The sequence below is a fragment of the Streptomyces sp. NPDC088923 genome, from assembly GCF_044749745.1.
Lineage (GTDB): Bacteria > Actinomycetota > Actinomycetes > Streptomycetales > Streptomycetaceae > Streptomyces.
The window spans coordinates 126,917-150,403 of sequence record NZ_JBIVIO010000011.1 but is presented as its reverse complement, the minus strand read 5'-3'; the positions used below and the strand labels follow the sequence as shown (position 1 = coordinate 150,403).

The 23,487-nt window shown below is 73.3% G+C and carries 29 protein-coding genes; 17 read left to right on the top strand and 12 right to left on the bottom strand.

Annotation, left to right across the window (positions count from 1 at the left end):
* Positions 1–144: 144 nt before the first annotated feature.
* The 3 genes from ACIP4O_RS29280 to ACIP4O_RS29270 form a co-directional block, all read right to left on the bottom strand.
* Complete coding sequence (locus ACIP4O_RS29280; protein WP_401579062.1) at positions 145–2,379, bottom strand: trypsin-like serine protease; 2,235 nt, start codon at positions 2,377–2,379, stop codon at positions 145–147.
* Positions 2,380–2,461: 82 nt separating this feature from the next.
* A complete protein-coding gene (locus ACIP4O_RS29275) occupies positions 2,462–2,746 on the bottom strand; it encodes a hypothetical protein (RefSeq protein ID WP_401579060.1) in 285 nt (94 codons plus the stop codon).
* A 390-nt stretch (positions 2,747–3,136) separates the two neighbouring features.
* A complete protein-coding gene (locus tag ACIP4O_RS29270) occupies positions 3,137–3,769 on the bottom strand; it encodes a TetR/AcrR family transcriptional regulator (RefSeq protein ID WP_401579058.1) in 633 nt (210 codons plus the stop codon).
* A gap of 108 nt (positions 3,770–3,877) precedes the next feature.
* Between ACIP4O_RS29270 and ACIP4O_RS29265 the strand changes: the two genes are divergently transcribed.
* Both ACIP4O_RS29265 and ACIP4O_RS29260 read left to right on the top strand, forming a co-directional pair.
* Positions 3,878–5,011, top strand: coding sequence for an amidohydrolase family protein (locus tag ACIP4O_RS29265; RefSeq protein WP_401579056.1), 1,134 nt, complete (start codon positions 3,878–3,880; stop codon positions 5,009–5,011).
* Positions 5,012–5,091: 80 nt separating this feature from the next.
* Positions 5,092–6,087, top strand: coding sequence for an amidohydrolase family protein (locus ACIP4O_RS29260; RefSeq protein WP_401579054.1), 996 nt, complete (start codon positions 5,092–5,094; stop codon positions 6,085–6,087).
* A 57-nt stretch (positions 6,088–6,144) separates the two neighbouring features.
* On the opposite strand, the gene ACIP4O_RS29255 is transcribed toward ACIP4O_RS29260, so the two are convergent.
* From ACIP4O_RS29255 to ACIP4O_RS29245, 3 genes are all read right to left on the bottom strand, one after another.
* Positions 6,145–6,501, bottom strand: a complete 357-nt coding sequence (locus ACIP4O_RS29255) for a hypothetical protein (protein WP_401579052.1) — start codon at positions 6,499–6,501, stop codon at positions 6,145–6,147.
* 82 nt (positions 6,502–6,583) lie between these two features.
* Positions 6,584–7,072 carry a hypothetical protein gene (locus tag ACIP4O_RS29250; RefSeq protein WP_401579050.1) on the bottom strand — a complete coding sequence of 163 codons (489 nt, stop codon included), beginning with the start codon at positions 7,070–7,072 and terminating at the stop codon, positions 6,584–6,586.
* Positions 7,073–7,133: 61 nt separating this feature from the next.
* Complete coding sequence (locus ACIP4O_RS29245) at positions 7,134–7,322, bottom strand: hypothetical protein (RefSeq protein WP_401579048.1); 189 nt, start codon at positions 7,320–7,322, stop codon at positions 7,134–7,136.
* A gap of 222 nt (positions 7,323–7,544) precedes the next feature.
* On the opposite strand from ACIP4O_RS29245, the gene ACIP4O_RS29240 reads away from it, so the two are divergent.
* From ACIP4O_RS29240 to ACIP4O_RS29225, 4 genes are all read left to right on the top strand, one after another.
* Positions 7,545–8,399 (top strand): helix-turn-helix domain-containing protein, encoded by an 855-nt coding sequence (locus ACIP4O_RS29240; RefSeq protein WP_401579046.1) that lies wholly within the window; start codon positions 7,545–7,547, stop codon positions 8,397–8,399.
* A gap of 11 nt (positions 8,400–8,410) precedes the next feature.
* Positions 8,411–8,614: a DUF397 domain-containing protein gene (locus tag ACIP4O_RS29235; protein ID WP_401579044.1), complete on the top strand. Its 204-nt coding sequence runs from the start codon at positions 8,411–8,413 to the stop codon at positions 8,612–8,614.
* A 413-nt stretch (positions 8,615–9,027) separates the two neighbouring features.
* Positions 9,028–9,162 (top strand): hypothetical protein, encoded by a 135-nt coding sequence (locus ACIP4O_RS29230; RefSeq protein WP_401579043.1) that lies wholly within the window; start codon positions 9,028–9,030, stop codon positions 9,160–9,162.
* Positions 9,159–9,638, top strand: coding sequence for a hypothetical protein (locus ACIP4O_RS29225; RefSeq protein ID WP_401579041.1), 480 nt, complete (start codon positions 9,159–9,161; stop codon positions 9,636–9,638). Before ACIP4O_RS29230 ends, ACIP4O_RS29225 begins: the two co-directional genes overlap by 4 nt.
* Here ACIP4O_RS29225 and ACIP4O_RS29220 read toward each other — a convergent pair.
* On the bottom strand, positions 9,604–10,887 hold the full coding sequence (locus ACIP4O_RS29220) for a geranylgeranyl reductase family protein (RefSeq protein WP_361329119.1): 1,284 nt from the start codon (positions 10,885–10,887) through the stop codon (positions 9,604–9,606). The genes ACIP4O_RS29225 and ACIP4O_RS29220 overlap by 35 nt on opposite strands.
* A 98-nt stretch (positions 10,888–10,985) precedes the next feature.
* On the opposite strand from ACIP4O_RS29220, the gene ACIP4O_RS29215 reads away from it, so the two are divergent.
* Positions 10,986–11,501: a GNAT family N-acetyltransferase gene (locus ACIP4O_RS29215; RefSeq protein WP_401579039.1), complete on the top strand. Its 516-nt coding sequence runs from the start codon at positions 10,986–10,988 to the stop codon at positions 11,499–11,501.
* 160 nt (positions 11,502–11,661) lie between these two features.
* Positions 11,662–12,027, top strand: a complete 366-nt coding sequence (locus ACIP4O_RS29210; protein ID WP_164290909.1) for a PASTA domain-containing protein — start codon at positions 11,662–11,664, stop codon at positions 12,025–12,027.
* A gap of 33 nt (positions 12,028–12,060) precedes the next feature.
* On the opposite strand, the gene ACIP4O_RS29205 is transcribed toward ACIP4O_RS29210, so the two are convergent.
* Positions 12,061–12,717, bottom strand: coding sequence for a demethylmenaquinone methyltransferase (locus ACIP4O_RS29205; RefSeq protein WP_401579075.1), 657 nt, complete (start codon positions 12,715–12,717; stop codon positions 12,061–12,063).
* A 259-nt stretch (positions 12,718–12,976) separates the two neighbouring features.
* On the opposite strand from ACIP4O_RS29205, the gene ACIP4O_RS29200 reads away from it, so the two are divergent.
* The 7 genes from ACIP4O_RS29200 to ACIP4O_RS29170 all read left to right on the top strand — a co-directional run bounded on the left by ACIP4O_RS29200 (position 12,977) and on the right by ACIP4O_RS29170 (position 17,436).
* Positions 12,977–13,975 carry a chitinase gene (locus ACIP4O_RS29200; protein WP_401579037.1) on the top strand — a complete coding sequence of 333 codons (999 nt, stop codon included), beginning with the start codon at positions 12,977–12,979 and terminating at the stop codon, positions 13,973–13,975.
* A gap of 44 nt (positions 13,976–14,019) precedes the next feature.
* Positions 14,020–14,370, top strand: a complete 351-nt coding sequence (locus ACIP4O_RS29195) for a VOC family protein (protein ID WP_401579036.1) — start codon at positions 14,020–14,022, stop codon at positions 14,368–14,370.
* Positions 14,371–14,565: 195 nt separating this feature from the next.
* Positions 14,566–15,060: a SigE family RNA polymerase sigma factor gene (locus ACIP4O_RS29190; protein WP_401579034.1), complete on the top strand. Its 495-nt coding sequence runs from the start codon at positions 14,566–14,568 to the stop codon at positions 15,058–15,060.
* Between the two features lie 17 nt (positions 15,061–15,077).
* Positions 15,078–15,794 carry a hypothetical protein gene (locus ACIP4O_RS29185; RefSeq protein ID WP_401579033.1) on the top strand — a complete coding sequence of 239 codons (717 nt, stop codon included), beginning with the start codon at positions 15,078–15,080 and terminating at the stop codon, positions 15,792–15,794.
* 197 nt (positions 15,795–15,991) lie between these two features.
* Positions 15,992–16,381, top strand: coding sequence for a hypothetical protein (locus ACIP4O_RS29180; protein ID WP_401579031.1), 390 nt, complete (start codon positions 15,992–15,994; stop codon positions 16,379–16,381).
* 171 nt (positions 16,382–16,552) lie between these two features.
* Positions 16,553–17,107 (top strand): hypothetical protein, encoded by a 555-nt coding sequence (locus ACIP4O_RS29175; RefSeq protein WP_401579030.1) that lies wholly within the window; start codon positions 16,553–16,555, stop codon positions 17,105–17,107.
* 71 nt (positions 17,108–17,178) lie between these two features.
* Positions 17,179–17,436: a hypothetical protein gene (locus ACIP4O_RS29170; RefSeq protein WP_401579028.1), complete on the top strand. Its 258-nt coding sequence runs from the start codon at positions 17,179–17,181 to the stop codon at positions 17,434–17,436.
* 9 nt (positions 17,437–17,445) lie between these two features.
* Here the strand turns inward: ACIP4O_RS29170 and ACIP4O_RS29165 are convergent, their stop codons facing one another.
* Together ACIP4O_RS29165 and mqnC are read right to left on the bottom strand one after the other, a co-directional pair.
* Positions 17,446–17,892 carry an imidazolonepropionase-like domain-containing protein gene (locus tag ACIP4O_RS29165; protein WP_401579026.1) on the bottom strand — a complete coding sequence of 149 codons (447 nt, stop codon included), beginning with the start codon at positions 17,890–17,892 and terminating at the stop codon, positions 17,446–17,448.
* 17 nt (positions 17,893–17,909) lie between these two features.
* Complete coding sequence (mqnC, locus tag ACIP4O_RS29160; RefSeq protein ID WP_009067989.1) at positions 17,910–19,109, bottom strand: cyclic dehypoxanthinyl futalosine synthase; 1,200 nt, start codon at positions 19,107–19,109, stop codon at positions 17,910–17,912.
* Positions 19,110–19,276: 167 nt separating this feature from the next.
* Here mqnC and ACIP4O_RS29155 point away from each other — a divergent pair, with 167 nt between their 5' ends.
* The gene (locus ACIP4O_RS29155) at positions 19,277–19,810 is read left to right on the top strand and encodes an AAA family ATPase (protein WP_401579024.1); all 534 of its coding nucleotides are present in this window, start codon (positions 19,277–19,279) and stop codon (positions 19,808–19,810) included.
* Between the two features lie 58 nt (positions 19,811–19,868).
* On the opposite strand, the gene ACIP4O_RS29150 is transcribed toward ACIP4O_RS29155, so the two are convergent.
* The gene (locus ACIP4O_RS29150; RefSeq protein ID WP_401579022.1) at positions 19,869–21,422 is read right to left on the bottom strand and encodes a long-chain fatty acid--CoA ligase; all 1,554 of its coding nucleotides are present in this window, start codon (positions 21,420–21,422) and stop codon (positions 19,869–19,871) included.
* A 219-nt stretch (positions 21,423–21,641) separates the two neighbouring features.
* On the opposite strand from ACIP4O_RS29150, the gene ACIP4O_RS29145 reads away from it, so the two are divergent.
* Positions 21,642–22,850, top strand: coding sequence for a PucR family transcriptional regulator (locus ACIP4O_RS29145; protein WP_401579020.1), 1,209 nt, complete (start codon positions 21,642–21,644; stop codon positions 22,848–22,850).
* Between the two features lie 85 nt (positions 22,851–22,935).
* Here ACIP4O_RS29145 and ACIP4O_RS29140 read toward each other — a convergent pair whose 3' ends face one another.
* The gene (locus ACIP4O_RS29140; RefSeq protein WP_401579018.1) at positions 22,936–23,481 is read right to left on the bottom strand and encodes a cysteine hydrolase family protein; all 546 of its coding nucleotides are present in this window, start codon (positions 23,479–23,481) and stop codon (positions 22,936–22,938) included.
* Positions 23,482–23,487 lie beyond the last annotated feature (6 nt).

The following is a 23,487-nucleotide window of genomic DNA, read 5'->3' as shown; positions in this document are numbered from 1 at the left end:
CTACCACCAGTATACGTCTGTGTGCTCTTTCGTCCCCGCCCGCGGGGGGGGCGCCCGCGGGTGGTGTCGGGGGGCGGGGCCCCCCGGGGGGGGGGGGGGGGGGGGGGTGCCCGCCCCCCCCACGCCTCGTCGGGCGACCGCGGTTCAGCGCGCGGCGGAGCCGAACGCCTTGCCCGCGGCGGGCAGACCGCCGGTGCCGGGCTGGTACGTGGTCACCGCCCCCTTGGTGCCGCCGGGGACGACGTTGCCGATCGGCAGGGTGTGCAGGGCCCCGTACGCGCTCGGTCCGTTGGGCATGCCGACGTAGAGGCGGGTGCCGGTGAAGTGGATGCTCTCGCCGACGCGCTGGTTGGCCTTGTACGGGCCGGGCAGGCCCGGTTCGTTGCCGGCCTCCACCCACACGTCGTTGTCACCGGCCGCGCCGAGCGCCGAGAAGACCTGCACGGCGCCGGCCTTGGCCTCGGTGCCGAGCGCCTCCCCCGGGATGCCGACGGCGACGAGCAGCGTGCTCGTCGTGGCGACCGCGTGCGGCGCGGTGTTGACGATGCTCAGGCTCTCGGCCATCCGGTCGCCGGTCTCCGAGGCACCGCTCACGGTGTCGTCGACCTCGCCCTGGCGCAGCTCGTGAATGTAGCTCCAGGTCTTGTCCGGGTTGATCTTGACCAGGATCGCCCGTCCCGCCTGGGCCCGCTGCGTGCCGCCCTGCGAGGTCATCTCGCCCGGCGAGCCGATCGCCAGCATCGAGGTGCCGCTGCCGGAGGTCGCGGAGGTGCGGTACGAGGTCATCGCGAGCGAGGCGCCGAACTCGTCGTCCTTCTCGGCGGCGCCACTCACCGCGTCGTTGTCCTGGTCCATGCCGCCGATGGCCGTGGGCCTGCCGTCCGCGTCCAGGGTGTGGCTGAAGAGGGCCACGGTGCCGGAGTCGGTGTCGGTGCCGACCGCCTCGCCGGGCGCGCCGATCGCGAAGTAGTTCTCGTCACCCGCGACGGCGGCGCCGAACCTGTCGTTCGCCTCCGACGCCCCCGGCGTGTTGACGGGAAGGTCCTGGTAGAGGGAGCGGCTGGTGTCGCCGTAGACGTAGGTGGCCATACCGGCCGCCGCGAGCTTGCCGATGGACTCGCCGGGGACTCCGATGAGAATCCACGGGCGGCCCTCGGCGGTGGTCCCGGCCGCGAGGGACTGGCCCATGTGGTCGTTCGTCTCGGGGGTGGAGGCCTTGAGGGAGCCCGTGCCCGCACCCTGCTCCAAGTGCTGGGCCTTGACGGTGCCGGTCCCGAGGCCGCCGGGCGCGCCGAAGAGGATGTCGGCGAAGCCGGCGCCCGAGACGCTGCCCAGCGCTTCGCCCGGGGTGCCGACGACGAGGTCGGTGTAGCCGTCCTGGTTGTAGTCGACGGTGGCGAGTGCTCCGCCGAAGCCGTCGTTCGCCTCGGCCCCTCCGGGCACCCAGTCGAGGTCCTGGTCGAGCTGGGCGACGCCCTTGCCGGCGCCGTACACGACCCGTACGAGACCGGCCCCGGCGTCGCCGCCCACGGTGGCCCGGGGGTCGGCGACGGCTATGTCCTCGACGCCGTCGCCGTTGAAGTCGGTGATCCCGGGGGCACCGGTCGTGGCGTCGACCCAGGACTTCAGGTCGTCGACGCGCGCGGCGACGCCCGCCGTACTCGTCTGCTCCTCGTCGATGCCGAAGCAACCGCCCTGGAAGGACCGGCTGGTGAGGGCGACGAGCTGGGCGGAGGCGCCGCTGCCGCGCAGCACGGGGCCGCCGGAGTCGCCCGCGCAGGCGGCGGCGCCGTCCTTGCCGGTGACCTGGGCGCTCGTGGCGTCCACGGAGTCGACGGAGTAGGCGGCGGTGTGGAGCCTGAGCGGCGCCCACTCGTCCGCGGTCCGCCCGTACCCGGCGAACTTCAGCTCCTCGCCCGCGGCGGGGGCCGCCGTGGCGAGGGACGCGGGGGCGATGCCGGTCACGGGCCGGTCGAGCCGGGCGAGGACGACGTCGCGGTCGGTACGGGGTACGAGCTGGACGATCTTGCGCTCGGCGCCCGAGGTGGAGGTGAGGTCGGTGCGGCCGATCGTGGCCGTCACCGGCTGCCGGGGCGCCCCGGCGGGCACGGAGAGGCTCTGCGCCGGGTCCTCGGCGAAGCAGCTCGCGGCGGTGAGCAGCCAGTCGGCGTCTACGAGCACGCCGGAGCAGCCGTGGTCGTGGGAGCCGGTGATGATCCGCGCGGTGTACGCGTGCGTCGTGTCGGACGGCTCGGAGGCGGGGCCTGTGACGGCGGCGGCGGGGACGGCGCTCAGCGCGAGGGGGAGGGCCAGGAGGGCTGCCGCGCCCTGCGCGAGGAGACGCGAGCGTCCGCTCACGCGCGTGGTTCTGTCGGTCATGGGTGAATCGATTCCTTGGAGCGAGGACCGCGCGTCCGGGACGTACCGGACCGCGGCGTGGTTCACGGGCGGCTGCCTGGGGCTACGCGGAGGTCCTGAGGTCGGCGGGCGGGACGTCGCGGTTCTCCGGGTCGGCGGACTCGCCCACGGGGGTCCACGTGTGCTCGGAGAGCGGCTGACCGGTGTGCGCCACGCGGTCGGCGAGGGCGACGTGCCCGTCGCCGCGCTTCGGGACGAGGCCCTTCTCGGCCAGGATCTCGTCCGCCCGCGGGGAGGCGAAGTCCTCCACGGCGTACCCGGGGGTGTCGTCCGCCGCGCTGACGGTGGCGGCCTCCCGCATGGGCGGGGCGGGGGCGCCGGTCACCACGGCGAGAGCGCCCGCCGCCGCGGTGCCGAGATGCGCACCATGGCCCGTTTTCCGCTCGCCTTCACATCTGGTGGGCCGTAATTCCTCATCGCACTCCCCGTCTTGTATCGGAATGTGCCGACAGGTCGCGTACTCCTGTGGCCTTCCTGAGCGTGGTCATGGCAGCACGCGAAGAAGCCTCGATCAAGCGATAAAACGGCCCCTAAAGACGGACATTGACGGTACCTCAGCTGTGATTTCCACCACCTCGCGAAAGGTTGTACGGGCAGCGGCGACGATCGAATAACTTCTCGCACGGCGCCCGCGTCTTTCCCTCTTCTTCTCTCCGTGTTCACCGTGTGGCGCCGGTAGGGTCCCGCCGTTTACGCCGCCCCCACCGCCCCTTCCCCGTCAGGCCCGCGAAGCCGCCAGCGGGAGCAGTACCTCGCTGATGATCGCCTCGACCTCCGCCGCGTCCACCGTCCCCTTCTGCATCGACTCCGCGACGACCATGCGCGGCCCCACCGAGGCGACCCTGCGGTTCACGCGGCGCGGGTCGGCCTCGCCGCGGCCGACCGCGCGGGCCAGGACGTCGAGCAGGATGCGCTCGTAGGGCAGCACGATCAACCGCATGACCTCGTCGAAGAGTTCGGGGTGCCGGGGGCGTTGCGTCATCAGCGGGCGCAGGGCCCTGCCGTGCGGCTCGTCGAGCACGCGGGCGAAATTGCCGAGCAGTTGCGTCAGATCGCCGCGGAGCGAGCCCGTGTCGGGACCGACGGGTGTGCCGAAGCCCGTGTCCGGGTCGGCGAGCGCGTCGAGCACGAGTTCCTTCGGCGTGGACCAGCGCCGGTACAGCGCCGACTTCCCCGTACCCGCGCGCGCCGCGATCTTGTCGAAGGCCAGCTCCTCGAAGCTCGTGAGCGCCAGTTCCTCCAGGGCGGCCTCGTGGAGCGCGCGCGTGAACGCCTGGCCGCGCCGCCGTGTCGCCCTCGCCGGGCGGTCGGGGGCGGCGGGATCGTCGGATGGCCGGGGTGCGCTGCTCACACCTGCCGTTATAGCGCGGCACGGCGGGGTGGCGCGAAAGCACGGCGGGTGTACCGTGGCGCTTAGTGGACAGAATTGTCCACTAATCTCACGGAAGGCGAGACGACAGTGCCCGAAGCACAGCCACCCGAGAGCACCCGGCCCACGACGCCCGCGACGCCTCCGGCCGAGAGGTTCGCCCTCACCGGCGTGCGCGTCTTCGACGGCGAGAAACTGCTGCCCCCGGCCACGGTCGTCGTGGACGGCCCCGTGATCGGCGAGCCCGGTGACACGCGGGGCGCGCGCGAGATCGACGGGAACGGCGGCGTCCTGCTCCCGGGACTGATCGACGCGCACGTCCACCTGGAGGACGAGAACACGCTGCGGGCCTTCGCCGCGTACGGCATCACGACGGCCCTCGACATGGGGACCTGGCCCGCCTCGCGCGTCGACGCCCTGCGCGGGCGCCCCGGCCTCACCGATATCCGCAGCAGCACCTACGCCGCCACCTCGCCCGCGAGCGGGCACGCGGCCCACATGGGCCTGCCCGAGGGCTCCCTCGTGGCCACGGCGGCGGCCGCGGAGCGCTTCGTCACGGAACGCCTCGCCGAGGGCGCCGACCACATCAAGCTCATCATCGACTCGCCCGGTTTCGGCCAGGAGACCGTGGACGCGCTCGTCGCGGCCGCGCACCGGCACGGGCTGCGCACGATCGCGCACGCCCCGGCGCTCGAAGCGACCCGGACGGCACAGCGCGCGGGCGTCGACGTCCTGACCCACGCGCCGCTCGACCGGCCGATGGAGGACGCCGACGTGGAGCGGGCGGCACGCGAGGGCCGCGTCATCGTGCCGACGCTCACGATGATGGAGGGCATCGCGGCCGCGCTCGCCCGCCCCGGGGCGCCGGGGCCCTCGTACGAGGCGGCCCGCGCGAGTGTCGCGGCGCTGCACCGGGCGGGGGTGCCCGTCCTCGCCGGTACGGACGCCAACCACACGGCGGCCGCGCCGTCCTCGCCCCCGTACGGCGAAAGCGTCCACCACGAACTGGAGTTGCTGACGGCCGCGGGCCTGAGCCCGGTGGAGGCGCTGCGGGCGGCCACCGTGCTGCCCGCCCTGCACTTCGGGCTCGACGACCGGGGCGTCATCGCCCCTGGCAAACGCGCGGACCTCGTCCTGCTCTCCGGCGACCCGCTCACCGACATCCGCGCGAGCCGCACGGTCGTACGCGTGTGGTGCGCGGGGATCGAGTACACGCGCGCCTGACGGCACGGACCCGCCCCGCACCCGTACCGCCGGACCCGTGCCACCGAAGAACCCGAACCACCGAAGGGAACGAACCCCCCATGAAGATCATCGCTCTGGAGGAGCACTTCGCCGACCCCGCCGTCGCCAAGGCGGGCGGGCGTGAGGCGCAGGCCCTCAGCCCCGGTTTCGGCGAGGCGTTCGGGCCGGCGAGCGGCCTCCCGTACTCGCCGTCGCCCGAGGTGCTCCAGGACCTCGCGGAGAAGCGGCTCGCGGACATGGACGCGGGCGGCATCACGATGCAGGTCCTCTCGTGCCTCGGCGCGCAGACGGTGCCCGCCGACGTCGCGCCCGAGGTGATCGCCGCGGCGAACGACAAGGCAGCGGCAGCGGTACGGGCCCACCCCGACCGCTTCGCGGCCTTCGCCTCGCTCCCGACTGCCGCGCCCGAAGCGGCAGTCGCCGAACTCGACCGCGCGGTCAACGACTTGGGCTTCGTCGGCACGATGATCTTCGGCCGCACCGAGGGCGAGTTCCTCGACGCCCCGCGCTTCGAGCCGATCCTCGCCAAGGCGGCGGCACTGAACGTGCCGGTCTTCCTGCACCCGGGCGTGCCTCCGCGCGAGATCACGGACAGCAACTACGCCGCCGGACTCCCCCTGGTCACCGAGACGCGCCTCCAGACCGCCGCGTGGGGCTGGCACCAGGAAACGGCCGTGCACTTCCTGCACCTGGTCCACTCCGGCGTCCTCGACCGGTACCCCAACCTCCAGTTCATCCTGGGGCATTGGGGCGAGATGATCCCCTTCTACCTCGACCGCGTGAACGAGGCGCTGCCCCAGCGGGCGACGGGCCTGGACCGCAGCTTCCACGAGTACTTCCGCGGGAACGTGTACATCGCGCCGAGCGGCATGTGGAGCCAGGCGCAACTTCGGTTCTGCCTGGAGACGATGCCGCTGGAGCGGATCGTCTTCGCGGTCGACTACCCGTTCATCGGCAACGAGGGCGCGGTGCCGTTCCTGGAGCAGGCGGACCTCCCGGAGGCCGACAAACGGAAGATCGCCCACGAGAACGCGGAGCGCCTGCTGGGCCTGTGACCCAACGGACGGCGGGAGGCACGGACTTGCCCGCGCCTCCCCGCCGACGTCACGCGCTCAGCAGAGCACCTCGACACCCGTCACGAGGTTGTTCCCGTCCAGCGGGCGACCGGAGTTGGGCTGCACGCGGTCCCCACGCCCGTCCGCGTACTTGACGCCGAAGGCGTTGCCGTGGGCCCAGGCGCAGCCGTAGTGGTCCTTGATCGTGTGGTACCCGCACCCGTCCAGGTTCCACACCGCACCCCCAGCCCCCTGCCGCCCCCCGGAAAGCCGCATACAGGCCCGCCCGGCATCGCACGAGGGCGCCCAGTACCCCCCGGCGGCGGAGGCCGGAACCCCACTGAAGACGATGGTGGCGGCGACGGCGGTGGCGAAAGCGGTGCCGAAGGCGGCAACACGGCTGGTGAGTCTCACAACAATTCCCCGTTCCGTTCAGTGACCTTTCGATCACATGACGCACGCCCCGCAGCGTAGGCGCCCGCACCACCCGAACCGGCTACCGCGGAAGCCGTGTCGCGGACGGCCAAAGACGCGCGCGAACGCGCCGCACCACACGCCAGGCGAGCACACCGACCCCGAGGAGGTCGAGGCAACCACCAAGCACGACAAGGGGATTGACGACGGCCGGCACGAACTCGCGCACCTGCGCCCCGCCGTCCGCCACGCACTTCACGCTGAGCGGCCACGTGTACCGCTCCTCGAACCGCGCCCCGGGCAGCCCCACCGCGTCGCACGCCCCCGCGTCGAACCCCGTGAGCCCCGCCCAGAACCCGAGGCCATAGGCCCCGCCCCCGACAGCGAGCCCCAGCAACACCCCCGCGAACCCCAACGCCCCATCCGGCGGCCACCACACCGAGACCCCCCGGTCCCGCGCCCGCAATACACCGGCCCCGAAGAGCACACACCCGACGAGCCCACACACGACGGCCCACAGGGGCGCGGTGTACGCGAAGAAGAAGAGAGACTCCCGCACTGGCTGACGCATGCCAAGACCGACGAGACCGGCCCCGCAAAGGTTGCACGAGACCCCGGGCCCGCTCCCCTGCTCAGCCGGACACCGGGCCCGCTTCTCCGGCCCCGGCCTCCCGCCCCGTACGCCGAAGCGCGTCCACCCGCGCCAGAAGGGCGCCGGTCCGACGCCGGACGCTGACGGCTTCCTCCTCGGTGAAGCCGAACTCCTTCTTCAGCTCATCCCACGGAACGGCTCCCGATGCCTTCGGCGCGCCAGTCGCCATGACCCCTCCTCCCCGCCAGGGGCATCACTGCCCCGTGGCACCTGTGCCCGTCCGCCCATCGCCAATGCGAGTGGACCCGCTCCCCGGCGAGACGGCAGACTCGGAACTCCACTTTTAACATTCGCCTGAGCCCTCAGTCGTGCCTTCCGTTGAACATTCGGCCGAACCCTCAGCTGGCCTCCGACCGAAGACGCGAACCAGCTTCCGGTAGAGAAGAGAGCCATGCCGCCCAGGGACAACCCGACCGCCCGACAGGTCCGGCTCGGCACGGAGCTGCGGAAGCTGCGCGAGGCGGCGGGCCGCACCGCGCGCGAGGCCGCCGGGATGCTCTCCGTGGACCAGGCCAAGATCAGCCACATCGAGGCCGGCCGCATCGGCGTCAGCGAGGACCGCGTCCGCCGCCTGTGCACGTACTACGAGTGCGCGGCGCCGGAGCTGGTCGAGGCCCTGTGCGGGATCGCGCGGGAGCGGCGGGGGGCGCTGTGGTTCGACGAGTACCGGGGGATCCTGGCGCCGTCGTTCCTGGACATCGCCGAACTTGAGCACCATGCCGTAGAGCTGCGCTCGGTACAGGCCCTCACGATGCCGGGGCTGGCCCAGACGGAGAACTACGCCCGCACGCTGTACCGCAGCGCCATCCCGCCTCTGCCGCCCGACGAGATCGAAGCGAGAGTCGAGTTCCGGATGCGGCGGGCGCGGATTCTGCACACCGATGCGCCCACCCCCTGCACGATGCTGATCCATGAGGCGGCCCTGCGCATGCGCTTCGGCGGACGGGACGTCACGCGCGAACAACTGGACCATCTCGCCGAACTGTCCACTCTGCCGCACATCGTGGTGCGGGTCATCCCGTTCAGTACCACGGAGTTCATCGAGGCCACGCAACCGACGCTGCTCGCCCGAGGTGTCATCCCTCAGCTCGACACGGTGCAGATCGACGCGACTTTCGGTGGCCGACTGCTGGACGCCCCGGCGGATCTCGGACGCTACCCCGCCCTCATAGACGTCGCCGAGAAGGCGAGCCTTCCGCCGGACGAGTCCCGGCACCTCATCCGCTACATCGCACGAGAACTGTGAGACCGCACAACATGAATCCTTCCCACGCCTGGCAGAAGTCGTCCTTCTCCGGGGCAGGCGGAGAGAACTGCATCGAACTGCGCAGCACCGCTCCCGGCACGATCGACCTTCGCGAGAGCACCGCGCCCGACATGGTGGTGAGCACGACGAGCGACAACCTGCGAGCGTTCCTCCTGGGCGTGAAGGCCGGCGAATTCGACCATCTGCTCGACTGAGCCCGCCCACAGGGGAGCGCGCGCCACTGGCGATGCGCCCGGCCTGCGCACCGAGCGCATCGGCAGCGCCATACATGCTCCGTAGCATCCTTGCCACGCTTCTCTCCGTGCGACTACGGTCACTCCACGTCCGCAAGCGGTCTCACCGCTCCTGCGGAGTGGTTTGCCGAGCCTGCGTTCCAGCGGGCCCGGCCGTGCACGGAGGACCATCCATGTACACCACCGGTTATGTCGTCCACGCGGAGCGTCTCGACACCGTGAGGCCCCTCCGCACCGGTCCGCCCGTCGCGTTCCTCCACGCACCGCACGCACTCCGGTTCGTCATACGGGATCTGCGGGACCGTGGCACGTTTGCCCTCAGTGAAGCTGAACGGGCGCGTGCGACTGGGGTGTTGGACCGGGGTGGGCGCATCATGTCGCTGGCCGCACTCGCCGAGGGCAAGTCCTGCGGCTTCCGCTTGCGGATGGACGACGGCGGGTGCGCGGAGTGGCACGTGGGCGTCGTACACCTTCTGGCACAGGGCTGTCTCGGCGCGGTGACCCCGTGAGGGGCCCCGGGGTCTGGAGCTGGGTGACCTTCGGCGGCGGCGCGGCCGTCCCGCATCTGCTGCTCGCACCGGGTACGGCGGAGGAGGCGGAGCGGCTGCGCGCGGCGTACGTACGGTGGGGACTGCGCCCCGCCGCGCGCGCAGCGCCACCGGCGCTCGCCCGGCCCGTACTCCTCAGCTCCCCGTCCGGAGCGCATTTGCTCTTGGACCCGGAGAGCGAACCGCTCCCCGTCGCGGTCGGCTTCACGTGGCTGCTGCACGTGGGGCTCGGCGCACCCGTACTCGTACTGGGCGGGCTCGATCCCCTGCCGCCGACGGCCGGCCTGGGCGCGACCGCGGCGTACCTCGCGGCGCGAAGGCCGTACGGGCGGCTGCACGAAGGCCGCGTGACGGCGCGACGGCGGGGAGCCCTCGCCCGCCATCGCCCCGCCCCCGCTCCGCCTACGCCCTCGGCGCCACCTTCGTCAGGCCGTTGATGATGCGGTCCATCGCGTCGCCGTGCGTCGGGTCGGTCAGGTTGGCGAGGAGCTTCAGGGTGAACTTCATCAGGACCGGGTGCGTGAGGCCGCGTTCCGTCGCGAGCTTCATGATCTTCGGGTTGCCGATGAGCTTCACGAAGGCGCGGCCCAGGCTGTAGTAGCCGCCGTACGTGTCCTTGAGGACCTTCGGGTAGCGCTGGAGCGTCAGTTCGCGCAGCTGCGGGGTGCGGCGGCCGTGGGCCTGGACGATGACGTCGGCCGCGATCGCGCCGGACTCCATCGCGTAGGCGATGCCCTCGCCGTTGAAGGGGTTGACCAGGCCGCCCGCGTCGCCGACGAGGAGGAGCCCCTTCGTGTAGTGCGGCTGGCGGTTGAAGGCCATCGGGAGGGCCGCGCCGCGGATCGGGATCGTCATGTTGTCCGGCGTGTAGCCCCACTCCTCGGGCATCGAGGCGCACCACGCCTTCAGGACCTCGCGCCAGTCCAGCTCCTTGAAGGACGAGGACGTGTTGAGGACGCCGAGGCCGACGTTCGACGTGCCGTCGCCCATGCCGAAGATCCAGCCGTAGCCCGGCAGGAGCCGGTCCTCGCCCGGCCCTCGCCGGTCCCACAGCTCCAGCCACGATTCGAGGTAGTCGTCGTCGTGGCGCGGCGAGGTGAAGTACGTACGGACCGCGACGCCCATCGGGCGGTCCTCGCGCCGGTGCAGGCCCATCGCGAGTGAGAGCCGCGTCGAGTTGCCGTCGGCGGCGACGACGAGCGGGGCGTGGAAGGTGACCGGGGTCTTCTCCTCGCCGAGCTTCGCGTGCACGCCCGTGATGCGGCCGGCCTCGTCGGTGATCGGCGCGCCGACGTTGCAGCGCTCGTACAGCCGCGCGCCCGCCTTCTGCGCGGCGCGGGCCAGCTGCTCGTCGAAGTCGTCGCGCTTGCGGACGAGCCCGTAGTCCGGGAAGGAGGCGAGTTCCGGCCAGTCGAGCTGGAGACGGTTGCCACCGGCGATGATGCGGAGGCCCTTGTTGCGGAGCCAGCCCGCCTCCTCGGAGATGTCGATCCCCATCGCGATCAGCTGCTTCGTGGCGCGCGGCGTGAGCCCGTCGCCGCACACCTTCTCGCGCGGGAACGCCGTCTTCTCCAGGAGCAGGACGTCGAGTCCGGCCTTCGCCAGGTGGTAGGCGGTCGCCGACCCGGCGGGTCCGGCGCCCACCACGATCACATCCGCGCTGTGTTCGGACAGGGCCTCGGCCACGACACTTCTCCCGACGACTTGAAATCACGTGCCGAGCGGCACCGGACACGGGCAGTCTATTCAGGCGCCGTCTCCCCCGACCGAAGGGCTGACCGGAATTGACCACCTCGCCCCCCGCCCCCGTCCTCGCCCTCCGCGTCCCCCTCGACGAGGACGCGCACCACTGGCACCGCGTCTTCGCCGACCCCGAGGTCATGGAGTTCCACGGCGGCCGCCCCGCCGAGCTCTCCGTCTACCAGGAGCTGACCGCCCGGCAGCGCCGCCACGACGCCGAACTGGGCTACTGCCTGTGGACGGTGACCGACGCGGCGGGCGAGGTCGTCGGCTTCACGGGCGCGCAGCCGTGGCCGCACGCCCACTTCGGCCCGGTCGGCGCCGTCGAGATCGGCTGGCGCCTGGCCCGTACCGCCTGGGGCCGCGGCTACGCGACGGCGGCGGCCCGCACGACCCTGGACCGGCTGCGCGCGGCCGGGGTCCCGCGGGTCGTCGCGATGGTCAAGGAGCGCAACACGCGCTCGCTCGCGGTCGCGGAGCGGCTCGGGATGCGACACGCGGAAACGTTCGAACTGCCGGACGGGTCGGAGCGGGGCAGGAGGTACGAGCTGGCGCTGTGACCTCGTGGGCGCGGCGGGTGAGCCCCCCGTACCACCGCTCCGTGTGAGCGCGCCCCGATCCGGGGCACACGCCTGTTCCGGAGCGTCCCGCGCGTACCGACCGCCTCGCACCTGGGGCGCCGCTACCGTTGGGTACCGCCAGACCTGGGGAGTTGAGAGCATGTCCTCGCTCGTGCCGGAGCCGACCGAGTTCGTCCTCGTGCCGCGCCTGCTCGGCCTCATGGCCATGGACGCGGTGACGGCCGCGCAGGAGAAGGGGCTGGCGACCGAGTCGCCCGACGATCCCGAGGTCCTGGAGGGCGGCCTCGACTACGTCGTACGCCAGTACCCGGAGCCCGGCGCGCGCGTGCCGCACGGCGCCGTCGTGACGCTGTGGTTCGACACGTGGCCGGACGAGGGCGACGAGGGCGGCGGCGGTACGGGAGTACGGGAACCGCTCGATCCGGGGCCGGGCGCGAGCGGCCTGGAGCGCGAGAAGCCGGAGCCGGACGCGGACGGGCCGGAGGGCGTCGCGGTCTCGGGCTGAGGTCGCCCCGACCCGTACCCCCCGGGGGCGGGCTCAGCGCTCCTGCGGCTTGAACCCCCGGTGCAGCGCGACGATGCCGCCCGTCAGGTTGCGCCAGGCGACCTTCGACCAGCCCGCGTCCTGGAGCAGCGAGGCCAGGGCGGGCTGGTCGGGCCAGTCGCGGATGGACTCGGCGAGGTAGACGTACGCGTCGGGGTTGGACGAGACCGCGCGGGCCACGGAGGGCAGGGCGCGCATGAGGTACTCGGTGTAGACGGTGCGGAAGGGCGCCCAGGTCGGTGAGGAGAACTCGCAGATCACGACGCGCCCGCCCGGCTTCGTCACCCGGTACAGCTCCCGCAGCGCGGCCGGGGTGTCGCTCACGTTGCGCAGCCCGAAGGAGATCGTGACCGCGTCGAAGACGTCGTCGCGGAAGGGCAGCCTGGTCGCGTCCCCGGCGGTGAACGGCAGCCAGCCGTGCCGCTGCTTGCCGACCTGGAGCATCCCGAGCGAGAAGTCGCAGGGCACGACGTAGGCGCCGGTGCGGGTGAAGGGCAGCGAGGAGGTCGCGGTACCGGCCGCGAGGTCGAGGACCTTCTGCGCCGGGCGCGCGTCCACGGCCTTCGCCACCTCCGCACGCCAGGCGCGGTCCTGGCCGAAGGAGAGGATGTCGTTGGTGAGGTCGTAGCGCTTGGCCACACCGTCGAACATCGAAGCGACTTCTTGCGGCTGCTTGTCCAGGGATGCGCGTGTGGTCACCGGCTCATTGTGGCAGGCGCGGATAAAGACGGCGTACGGGGCCGGGAGCGGGCCGCGCCCGGGGACGGTCCGCGGGGGGAAGCGGGCGGAACGGACAGCGGATCGCAGAAACGGGCAGTTGTCCGACGAATACGGTGGAAACGCCGCACGGAGCGGCCCGGCGTGGGACGTTCGGGAGGCTCCACCGGCCTCCCCCGAAAGGGACTCCCTCGTGCCTCTGCCGCCCCGCCGTTCCCCGCTGCCCGCTCTCGCCTGCGCGCTGCCGCTGCTCCTCGCGGGCTGCTCCGGCGGGCCCGGCGACTCCGCCGACTCCGCGCCCCCGCACCGCTTCGGCTTCGCCCCGTACGTGAGCGCGGAGTCCGCGTCAGCGCTGGACGCGACGGCTCACCCGGACGAGTACCGGCTCGCCTTCGCCGTCGCGGCGGGCCCGCGGCGGTGCGTGCCCGTGTGGGGCGGTACGGAGCCGGTCGACGACCCGGCGGTCGTGCGGCGGGCCGCGGGGCTGCGCCCCGCCCGCGTGTCCTTCGGCGGCGAGGCGGGTACGGAACTGGCGCGGGCCTGCGACTCGGTCGACGAGCTGGCCGCCGCGTACCGCGACGCGCTCGACGCGGCCGGTACGGACCGGGCCGACTTCGACATCGAGGGCGAGGCGCTCGGCGATCCGGCGGCGAACGCGCGCCGTGCGAAGGCGCTCGCGCGGCTGCAATCCGGCGACGGCCTCGACGTCTCCGTCACGCTGCCCGTCATGCCGGAGGGCCTGGAGGCGGACGCGCGGGCGCTGCTGCGGGGGCTGCGCGCGGCGGGCGTGCGGGTCGGTGAGGTCAACATCATGACGATGAGCTACGGCTCCGCGTACCCGGACGCGAAGGGCCCGATGAGCGCGTACGGGGAGCGGGCGGCGCGCGCCGCGCACGCCCAGCTCCGCGACGCGCTCGGCTGGTCCTCCCGTACCGCGTGGAAGCGGCTGCGCATGACGGTGATGCCGGGCGTCAACGACGTACCGCACGAGACGTTCACGCGGGCGGACGCGCGGCGCACGCACGATTTCGCGGTCCTGGCGGGGCTCGGCGGCCTGTCGATGTGGGCGTCCTTCCGGGACCGGGCCTGCGCGAAGGGCGAGACCTCGCGGGAGCGGTGCACGGGGGTGGCGCAGAAGGGGGGCGACTTCGCGCGGCTGCTCGCGGGTGCGGGCGGCGGCGCCGCAGACTGAGGGGTCGCCCGCGTACTCCGCCTCCCACACGTACAGGAGCCCCCGTGCACATCACCCACGTCCTCGCCGTCGCCCCCGTCACCGACCACGAGGCCGCCGTCGACTGGTACGCGCGCCTGCTCGGCCGCCCCGCCGACGCCCGCCCCATGCCGGGCCTCGCCGACTGGCACCTCACCGACGGCGGCTGGCTCCAGGTCTTCACCGACCCCGACCGCGCGGGCAAGGCCCTGATCAACCTCGCGGTCACCGACCTGGACACGGAACTCGCCACGCTGGCCGCGCACGGCATCGCGGCGGGCGCGGCGACCCCGGGCAAGGACGAGGTCCGCTTCGCCGCGGTCCACGACCCCTCCGGAAACCGGGTGACGCTTATCGAGCGGCCTGCGGTGGGGTGATCACGGCCGGGGAGGGCCGGGGAGGGCCGCGCGAAGACGGGCGGTGAGGGGGTGAGGGTGGCGCGCGCGGCCGTCCGCGCCCCGGTGCGCCGAGAATTTCCGGGCTCCGTGCAACGCCGGGGCCCCTCGCATCCGTGAAAGGGGTGACCGAAGAGAGACTCGTCGCACAGAGGATGCGTGCCTGTGGAGCCGACTGTGGAACGGGACCAGGAATTCACCGCGTTCGTACGGGCACACCGTGCCGGGCTGGTGCGGTTGGCGGTGCTGCTGTTGTCGGGGGATCAGGGTCGGGCCGAGGACGTGGTGCAGACGGCACTGACCCGCCTCTACCTGGCGTGGCCGCGTCTGCGCGGGGCCAATCTCGACGCGTACGGGCGTCGTTGCGTGGTGAACGCCGCGATCGACGACCGCCGCACCGTCTTCCGCCGGCGTGAGCAGGTCCACGCGCAGGTACCCGATACGGCCGGGCCGGAACAGCCCTACACCGACTACGCCGACCTGCTGGCACTCCTGGGTTGTCTGTCGACCCGGATGCGGGCGGCTGTCGTCCTCCGCTACGTCGAGGGCCTCGACGTGGCCGCCGCAGCCCAGGTGCTGGGCTGCAGCCAGGGAACGGTGCGGAGCCAGAGCAGCCGCGGACTGCTGCGGCTGCGGAAGATGCTCCCCCAACCTGCGAATTCCTCCCACTGAACAGATGGAGATACGCGATGAATGAAGCGCGGACCGACGACCTCGTCGACTCGCTGGCCGCACTGCGCCACAGCGGCGATCACGCCCCCGTCGATGCCACCACGATCGCCGCTGACCTGGAACGCGGCCACAAAGCGGCGAGGCTCCGCCGTCGCCGTCGGACCGCTGGTGCCGGCCTGGCAGTCGCGGTCGTCGCGGCCGCCGCGACGGCGGTGGTGACGGCCGGGCCCGGCGACCGGCACGGCTCCGAGGCGTCACCCCTGACGCCGTCGCACGCCGCTCCCTCCACCCCCTCGGCGACCGTCAGCCAACCGCCGCAAGCCCTTCAGCTGGTGGCTTACACCGGAGCCCAGCCCGAAGGCTTCCGCGTGAAGAGCGTCCCCTCGGGCTGGAAGGTGAGTTGGGACGGCCAGTGCAGCTTCGTCGCGACGCCGCCGGGCGTCACCCTGAGCCAGAGCGACGAGGAGGTCCACTTCGACCAGGCCATCGCCGTCACGCTCGACGGCGGCCCTCCCGCCGACACGAAGGGGTTCACCAAGGTGACCGTGCGGGGCCGGGCGGGATGGCTCGGGGCGACCGCCGACAAGGGCGCCGAGCTGCTCCTGTTCCCCGACGGGAAGAACCAGACCGTCGAGATTCAGTTCCCCGCCGAGGCGGGCCTGACCCACCAGCAGATGATCCAGTTCGCCCAGGGTGTCACCCCCACTGCCGACGCCTGTCTCTCCTTCGGCTGAGCACTGCTGTCCTCCGGAGGTCGGCGGGGGCAAGGTCCGGGCCCGGGCCCCGTGAGGGGGTCCGGGCCCGGACCTGATCGCGGCATGCCGCCCACGAGCGCATCCACAACGCGTCGAGGCACGCGCGAGACGGAGCGGGGTACCCGTGCGCCAATGATCCGGGGGCGGCTCCGGGCAGCGCGAAGGGGTGGGGACGGATGGCGGTCCTGCGGCAGGAGAAGGCACTGCGCGAGGCACTGGGCACGGACGCGGCGGGGGTGTCCCGCGCCCGGCGCGCGTACCGGAGCAACGAGGTGCCCGGGGACGCGGAGGGCCGCAGGCTGCTCGCGGCCTACGTGCGCTTCTACCGCGAGGAGTTCACCCGCCCCCGGCGCTTCCTGGGGCTCTTCGGCTGGGGCGGCGTCTGCTTCGTGCTCGGCGTCGCGGGCTTCCTGGTGGCCGGGCGGTACGGGACAGCGCTCTTCTTCCTCGGCATGTACCTCGTCCTCGCCCTCGTGAGCCTCGGTCTGCGCGGCCGCCTGCGCAAGAGTCTCGCGACAAGGGAACGGGCGCTGGCGGAGGCCGGGCGCGGGCGGGCTGACGGCTGAGGAGTCCGGCGCCGGGCCAGGCCCGGTATGGACGTTCGGAGAAGGCCGGTTGCGTGGGAAGTGCCATGGGGGGTACCCGCCGGTGCGGCCGGAGGCCGGGACGGGGAGGCGATGGGGATGGGCGCGAGAGCTGTCCGGGCCCGCTTCGGCGGGCCGCGTGAGTGGGCTCGCATGGCTCTGGTGCTGGCGGCGGGGATCATCGCCGGGACCGTGGTGATGCTGCTCCTCGGCGAGAGACCCGGCGAGTTCCTGCCGGTGATGATCCCGGTCTGGATCGTCACCGCCCTGAACGGGCGCTGGCAGGCAGGCGGGGTCGCCGAGGCCATGGGGACGGACCTGGCGGGGGCGCGCCGCGCGCAGCGCGCCTTCCGGAAGAAGAAGGTCCCCGAGGACGCGGAAGGACGCCGTCTACTCGGCGCCTACCTCGCCTACACGCGCGAACGGCGCGCGAAGCGGGGGAAGTTCGTGGTCGCGTGGATCATCCTGGGCCTCCTGTGCGGGGGTGTCCTCGTCCTCTTCCTGCTGGACGGCGAGGTGCCCGCCGCGCTCCTCACGGCCGCCGTGGGCCTCCTCGTGGCACTCGTGCTCGCCATGTCCTGGCGGCGGGACGGCAAGCGGATCGCGGAGACGGAGCGTGCCCTCGCGGACGTGGAGCACCGTGACGCGCGTACGGACGTGGAGCACCGTGACGCGCGTACGGGCGCGGGGCCTGACGAACGGTCCTGACCTGCGCGAACACGCGCCGGTGGCGCCCCCGCTGAGATACTGCGACCCGGAGCACGAGAGGGGAGCAGACCATGGTGCGCACGAGAATCGCGGCCTTCGCCGCCCGGCACGGCTGGTACTTCAGGGGTGGGGTGCCGGGGCGGGTGCGGTGGGTCGTGGGCGGGGTCCTCGTGGTGGCGGGGGTGGGGGACGTCGTGGGCGGGGACTGGTGGGGGCTGGCAGCCGTGGGCTTCGGGATGTGCGTTCCGCTGCTGACGCTGCACCGGCTCCCGCGCGCGGCGCGGCCGGGCGTACGGCCGCTCGACGTATCCGGGCCGCCGCAGGGGTGAGGGGCGGGCTCAGCGCCGCCGGTAGACCAGTCGGCCCGCGCACACCGTCGCCACGCACTCGCCGTCGTCCGTCGTCGCGCGCAGGTCCGCGCGGGCGCCCTCGGTGAGGGGGGTCGGGGGCGGGGTCGCGACGAGGCGGAGGCCGCCGCGTGTCGCCGCCTCGCGGAGCGGCGCGGCGAGCGGGCCGTCCACCAGCAACGCCGTCGCTCCGCTCGCGAAGAGGGCGCGGACCGTTTCGCGGGGGCTCGGCGCCGCCGGGGGCGGGCCCGTGTGGACGCGGGCCGGGGCGAGGCGCCCCGGCCACTGGCGTACCCGCGCCTCGGGGTACGTGGCGAGCAGCGCGGCGAGCGGGCCCACGGCCTCGATCCGGTCGCCGGAGACGGCGACGGCACCCCCGGTCAGTACGGGGGTGCCGTCGCCCGCGTCCACGAGCGGCGCGGTGTGCAGCGTCAGCACGTACGCGTTCCGTCCGCTCAGCTCGCCGGGATGAGCTTCAGCTCGGGGTGCGCGGTGCCGCCGTCGATCGCCGTGGAGGAGATGTGCGAGGCCACGCGGTCGTCGACCGGGTCGTTCGCCGGGTCGTCGTGGATGACGAGGTGCTCGTACGTCGTCGCGCGCTGCGCCGGGACGCGGCCCGCCGTGCGGATGAGGTCGATCAGCTCCTGTCGGTTGGAGCGGTGCTTGGCGCCCGCCGAGGAGACGACGTTCTCCTCCAGCATCACCGAGCCGAGGTCGTCGGCCCCGTAGTGCAGCGAGAGCTGGCCGATCTCCTTGCCCGTGGTGAGCCAGGAGCCCTGGATGTGGGCGACGTTGTCGAGGTAGATGCGGGCGATCGCGATCATCCGCAGGTACTCGAACATCGTGGCCTGCGTGCGGCCCTTGAGGTGGTTGTTCTCGGGCTGGTACGTGTACGGGATGAAGGCGCGGAAGCCGCCGGTGCGGTCCTGGACCTCGCGGATCATGCGCAGGTGCTCGATGCGCTCGGCGTTCGTCTCGCCCGTGCCCATGAGCATCGTGACGGTCGACTCGACGCCCAGGTTGTGGGCGGTCTCCATGATCTCCAGCCAGCGCTCGCCGGACTCCTTGAGCGGCGCGATGGCCTTGCGGGGCCGCGCGGGGAGGAGTTCGGCGCCCGCGCCCGCGAAGGAGTCGAGACCGGCGGCGTGGATGCGGCGGATCGCCTCCTCGGCGCTCACGCCGGAGATACGGGCCATGTGGTCGATCTCGGAGGCGCCGAGGGAGTGGATGACGAGCTGCGGGAACGCCTTCTTGATCGCGGCGAAGTGCTCCTCGTAGTACTCGACGCCGTAGTCCGGGTGGTGCCCGCCCTGGAACATGATCTGCGTGCCGCCCAGCTCGACGGTCTCCGCGCAGCGGCGCAGGATGTCGTCCAGGTCGCGGCTCCACCCCTTCTTCGTGTCCTTCGGGGCGGCGTAGAAGGCGCAGAACTTGCAGGCCGTGACGCACACGTTCGTGTAGTTGATGTTGCGCTCGATGATGTACGTCGCGATGTGTTCCGTACCGGCGTAGCGGCGGCGGCGGATCGCGTCGGCGGCGGCGCCGAGCGCGTGCAGCGGCGCGTCGCGGTAGAGGTCGAGCGCCTCCTCGGCGGTGATGCGACCGCCTGCGGCGGCACGGTCGAGGACGGACTGAAGGTCGGCCTGCTCGGTCACCGGCTGTCACCTTTCGGGGGCGGTTCGCTTCACAGCGGTCGGGGGGTACGGACCGATTCAGCCTACGCCCCCGGGGTGGGGGCGCCTCGGTGGCGGGGGGCGGGACGAGCGTGCCGGGCCCGGACAATGGGCGGGACGAGGGACGGTCCCGGACGAAAGGGGTGTACGTGGCGATCGCCGTGCTGCTCGTGGGGCTGACGGGCTCCGGGAAGACCACCGTCGCGCGGGCGCTCGCCGCGCGCGGCTTCGTGCGGCTCTCCGTCGACGAGGAGGTGCACCGGCTGCACGGGAGGTACGGGGTCGACTACCCGGAGGACACGTACGCCGCGCGGGAGCGGCCGGCCGTCGAGGCGGTGCGCGCGCGCTTCGGCGCGGAGCTGGGGGCGGGGCGGGACGTCGTGCTCGACCACGGCCTGTGGCGGCGGGCGGAGCGGCAGTCGTGGCGGGACGCGGCGCGCGGTGCGGGAGCGCGGGCCGTACTGGTGTACCTGCCGGGCTCCCGCGAGGAACTGCTGGCACGGCTGGCGGTACGGAACCTGCGCGAGGACGCCAACGCGCTCACCGTGACTCCGGAAGCGCTCGACGACTTCATGGCGCGGTTCGAGACGCCGGGGGCCGACGAGGACGCGCTCGTCCACGACGGGGACACGGCGCGGCTCGTGGACACCCTGGCGGCGCTGCGGCCCCCGCCCCGGGGGTGAGGGGGGCGGGGGCCGGGCGACGGCCCGGTCTCGTACGTACGCGAAGGCCCTGCCGCCCTCAGACCGTCTCCGGCACCGCGATGTCCCGCTTCTGGATCTTGCCCGTCGGGCCCTTCGGCAGCTCCGGGAGGAACCACACGCGGCGCGGGTACTTGTAGGCCGCCACGCGTTCCTTCATCCAGGCGCGCAGGGCTTCCGGGGTCGCGTCCGCGCCGGGGCGCAGGACGATCGCCGCGCCGACCTCCTCGCCGAGGCGCGCGTCCGGGACCGGGAGGACCGCCGCCTCCAGGACGGCCGGGTGCTCGTACAGGACCTCTTCCAGTTCGCGCGGGTAGACGTTGTAGCCGCCCCGGATGATGAGGTCCTTCTTGCGGTCGACGATGGAGTAGTAGCCGTCCTCGTCGCGGCGCGCGAGGTCGCCCGTGCGCAGCCAGCCGCTGGGGAGGAGGACTTCGGCGGTGGCCTCGGGGCGCCGCCAATAGCCCTTCATGACGTTCGGGCCGCGCACGGCCAGTTCGCCGATCTCGCCGTCCGCGAGCTCCGTGCCCTCCGAGTCCAGGACGCTCAGCTCGACGCCCGCGACCGGTGTGCCGATCGAGCCGGCCTTGCGGGGGCGGTCGAGGTGGTTGAAGGCGGCGACGGGCGAGGTCTCCGAGAGGCCGTAGCCCTCCAGCACGTCGCAGCCGAACGCCTTCTCGAAGGCGTGCAGGACCTCGACGGGCATCGCGGCGCCGCCGCTGATGCACAGCCGCAGCGAGGACGCGTCGGCGTGCGCGGCGTCCGGGTGGTGCAGGAGCCCGGCGAACATCGTCGGCACGCCCTCGAAGACGGTGGCGCGCGTCGCGGTGAGCGTGTCGAGCACGGCTGCGGGGTCGAAGCGCGGGACGAGGGCGAGCGCGGCGCCCGAGAGGACGGCGGCGTTGAGCCCGGTGAGCTGGCCGAAGGCGTGGAAGAGGGGCAGGCAGCCGAGGATCGTGTCGGCGCCCGTGAGGCGCGCGAGGCCGACCGTCGTCGCGGTGTTGCTCGCGAGGTTGCGGTGGGTGAGCTGCGCGCCCTTGGGGTGGCCGGTGGTGCCGGAGGTGTAGAGGATGACGGCGTCGTCGTCGGGGCCGCGCTCGGTCAGGGCGTCGGGGGCTTCGAGGTGGTCGGTCCCGGCCGGGGTGAACTGCCCGAGGCGCACGGGGTGGTGCGGTACGTCGGCCTTCGCCGCGCCCTCGGCCGGCTCGCCCGGCACGCCGTCCCAGGCGTACAGGGCGCGGGCGCCGCTGTCGGCGAGGTGGAAGGCGACCTCGCGCTCCTTGAGGAGCGGGTTGAGCGGGACGACGACGCCCCCGGCGCGCAGGACCCCGTAGTAGAGGACGGCGAACTCGGGGACGTTCGGGAGCATGAGCCCGACGCGGTCGCCCGGCGTGAGCCCTTCGGCGCGCAGGCGCGCTGCGACGACGGCGGTCGAGCGCTCCAAAGCGCGGTAGTCGAGGGAGTACGGGCCGAGGAGGAGGGCCGGGGCGGCGGGGGTGCGGCGGGCGGTGTCCAGGAGGTGGTGGACCAGGCTGCCGGTGGACTCCTCGGGGGCCGCCGCGACGGCGCTCCGCTCCTTGGCCACGTCGCTCATGGGGGTGCTCCGCTTCCTCGCGCTCGCCCGGGCCCGGCGCGTACGTACCCGCCGCCGGTCTTCGGGCCGCCCGGCCACGGTGCCGGGCGCCACCGGCCATCGTGCGCCCCGCGCTCCGTACGGGGCCATGTTCCCCGCCACAATGCGAGGCGTCTCACGTTGTCGCCGTGAACAACGCCACAGCGGCGGGCGCGCCCGCGCGGCGCTACCGTGCGCCGTATGCCTCCCGTTCCGCCCCTCGCCCCGCCGCCCGGCACGATCCCGCTCGCGCGCACGCTCCTCGCGCGCGAGGAGGAGCTGGCCGAGAAGCTCGACGAGAGCATCCGGGCCGAGGCGGAGGCGTACCGCGCCGAGGACCCGGTCCCGCGCGCGGCGCTGCACGCCTCGACGCTCGGCAACGCCCGGCAGGTCCTCGGCTTCCTCGCGGGCGAGTCGGCGCCGGACGTGTCGGCCGCGGCGGCGACGGGCCGCGAGCGCGCGGCGCAGGGCGTCTCGGTCGCCGACATGACGCGCGCCTTCCGCATCGGCTTCGAGTCGCTGTGGCACCGGCTCGTCCGCGAGGCGGCGCACCGCGAGGAGGTCACCGCGGACGACCTCGTGACGCTCTCCGCCACGTTGTGGCAGCTCGCGGGGGTGTACGCGGACGCGGCGGCCGAGGCGCACCGGGCCGCGACCGCCGAGCGCCTCCTCGCGCGCGAACGCGAACGCTCGGCGCTCGTCGAGGCGCTCTTCACGGGGGTGCTCGCGGAGCGTTCGGGGCTGCGCGAGGGGGCGCGGGCGCTGGGGCTCGCGCTGGACGGGCCCTTCGTGGTGGCGGTCGCGCGTTCGGAGGACGGGGACGCGCTGCCGGGGCGCGAGGCGCTGCCCGGGATCGAGGCGGCGTTGCTCTCGGCGGGGCTGCGCTCGGCGTGGCGGCTGCTGCCCGACGAGCAGATCGGGGTGGTGGGGGTGCCCGGCGCCGGTGCGGTGCAGGCGCTCGGGGAGTGGCTGGGGCGGGTCGCGCACGCGCGAATCGGCGTGAGTCCCCCGTACGACTCGCTGCGCGAGACGCCGCGCGCCCTCTGGTTCGCGCGCCTCGCGCTGCGCGGTCTCCCGCGCGCGGGCGTCGCGCGCTTCGAGGACAACCCGCTGACGGTCGTCGCCGCCGCCGCGCCCGAGGAGGCGGGCCGCGTGGCACGGCTCGTCCTCGGGCCCGTACTCGCACTGGGCGCGGCGGAGCGGGACCGGCTGCTGGACACGGTCGAGACGTGGTTCGCGGCGGGGGGCTCGGCCGAGGAGGCGGGGCGGCTCCTGTACTGCCACCCGAACACGGTGCGCTACCGGCTGCGGAAGGTGGAGGCGCTCACGGGCAAGTCGCTGGGCGCCCCGCAGGCGGTGGCGGAGCTGGGCCTCGCGGTACGGGCCGTCCGGCTGGAGGCGGCGGAGTAGCCCGCCTGGCGGCTTCCGCGAAGCGGCCCACCGGTACGCGCCGGGCCCCGCGAAGCGGCCCGGCCCGTACCGGAGTTCGGCCTCCTCAGAGCGTCGCCGCCCACTCCCCCACCGTCGCGACCTCGCCCCGCCGCGCGAGGAGGTCCTTCAGCAGCACGTCGTGCAGCGCCGGGTTCGGGTCCGCGCACGCGTCCGAGAGCGCCGTGAAGCGGTAGTCCAGGTCGATCGCCTGGAGCGCCGTGGAGAGCACGATGCCACCGGTGGCGATGCCCGCGAGGGCGAGGTGGCCGATGTCCTGGGCGCGGAGGATCTGGTCGAGGTTGGTGCCCGCGAAGGCGCTGACGCGGTTCTTGTACAGGACGACCTCGTCGTCGGCGGGGGCCACGTCGGGGTGGATCTCGGCGTCGGGGTCGCCCGGTACGAAGCGGTCGGCCGGGAGCTTGCCGAACACGTTGTTGTTCGGGTGCCCGTCGACGTGCCCCGGGAGCAGGCGGAGTGCGACGTGGATGACGAGGATCCCGTTCTCACGCGCGGCCTTCAGGGCTGCGGCGGCCTGGGGGAGGGCGGTGGGGTCCACGCGGGTGGCGTGGGCGTTCTGGAAGTCCATGAGGAGGAGGGCGGTACGGGACACGTGGGT

Bases quoted from the DNA above. Each gene is read 5' to 3' on its own strand.
- ACIP4O_RS29235 (WP_401579044.1), top strand. From the start codon at position 8,411: ATGAATCCTTCCCACGCCTGGCAGAAGTCGTCCTTCTCCGGGGCAGGC.
- ACIP4O_RS29240 (WP_401579046.1), top strand. From the start codon at position 7,545: ATGCCGCCCAGGGACAACCCGACCGCCCGACAGGTCCGGCTCGGCACG.
- ACIP4O_RS29210 (WP_164290909.1), top strand. From the start codon at position 11,662: ATGTCCTCGCTCGTGCCGGAGCCGACCGAGTTCGTCCTCGTGCCGCGC.
- ACIP4O_RS29175 (WP_401579030.1), top strand. From the start codon at position 16,553: ATGGCTCTGGTGCTGGCGGCGGGGATCATCGCCGGGACCGTGGTGATG.
- ACIP4O_RS29170 (WP_401579028.1), top strand. From the start codon at position 17,179: ATGGTGCGCACGAGAATCGCGGCCTTCGCCGCCCGGCACGGCTGGTAC.
- ACIP4O_RS29185 (WP_401579033.1), top strand. From the start codon at position 15,078: ATGAATGAAGCGCGGACCGACGACCTCGTCGACTCGCTGGCCGCACTG.
- ACIP4O_RS29205 (WP_401579075.1), bottom strand. From the start codon at position 12,717: ATGTTCGACGGTGTGGCCAAGCGCTACGACCTCACCAACGACATCCTC.
- ACIP4O_RS29245 (WP_401579048.1), bottom strand. From the start codon at position 7,322: ATGGCGACTGGCGCGCCGAAGGCATCGGGAGCCGTTCCGTGGGATGAG.
- ACIP4O_RS29145 (WP_401579020.1), top strand. From the start codon at position 21,642: ATGCCTCCCGTTCCGCCCCTCGCCCCGCCGCCCGGCACGATCCCGCTC.
- ACIP4O_RS29250 (WP_401579050.1), bottom strand. From the start codon at position 7,072: ATGCGTCAGCCAGTGCGGGAGTCTCTCTTCTTCTTCGCGTACACCGCG.
- ACIP4O_RS29280 (WP_401579062.1), bottom strand. From the start codon at position 2,379: ATGACCGACAGAACCACGCGCGTGAGCGGACGCTCGCGTCTCCTCGCG.
- ACIP4O_RS29260 (WP_401579054.1), top strand. From the start codon at position 5,092: ATGAAGATCATCGCTCTGGAGGAGCACTTCGCCGACCCCGCCGTCGCC.
- ACIP4O_RS29180 (WP_401579031.1), top strand. From the start codon at position 15,992: ATGGCGGTCCTGCGGCAGGAGAAGGCACTGCGCGAGGCACTGGGCACG.
- ACIP4O_RS29230 (WP_401579043.1), top strand. From the start codon at position 9,028: ATGTCGCTGGCCGCACTCGCCGAGGGCAAGTCCTGCGGCTTCCGCTTG.
- ACIP4O_RS29150 (WP_401579022.1), bottom strand. From the start codon at position 21,422: ATGAGCGACGTGGCCAAGGAGCGGAGCGCCGTCGCGGCGGCCCCCGAG.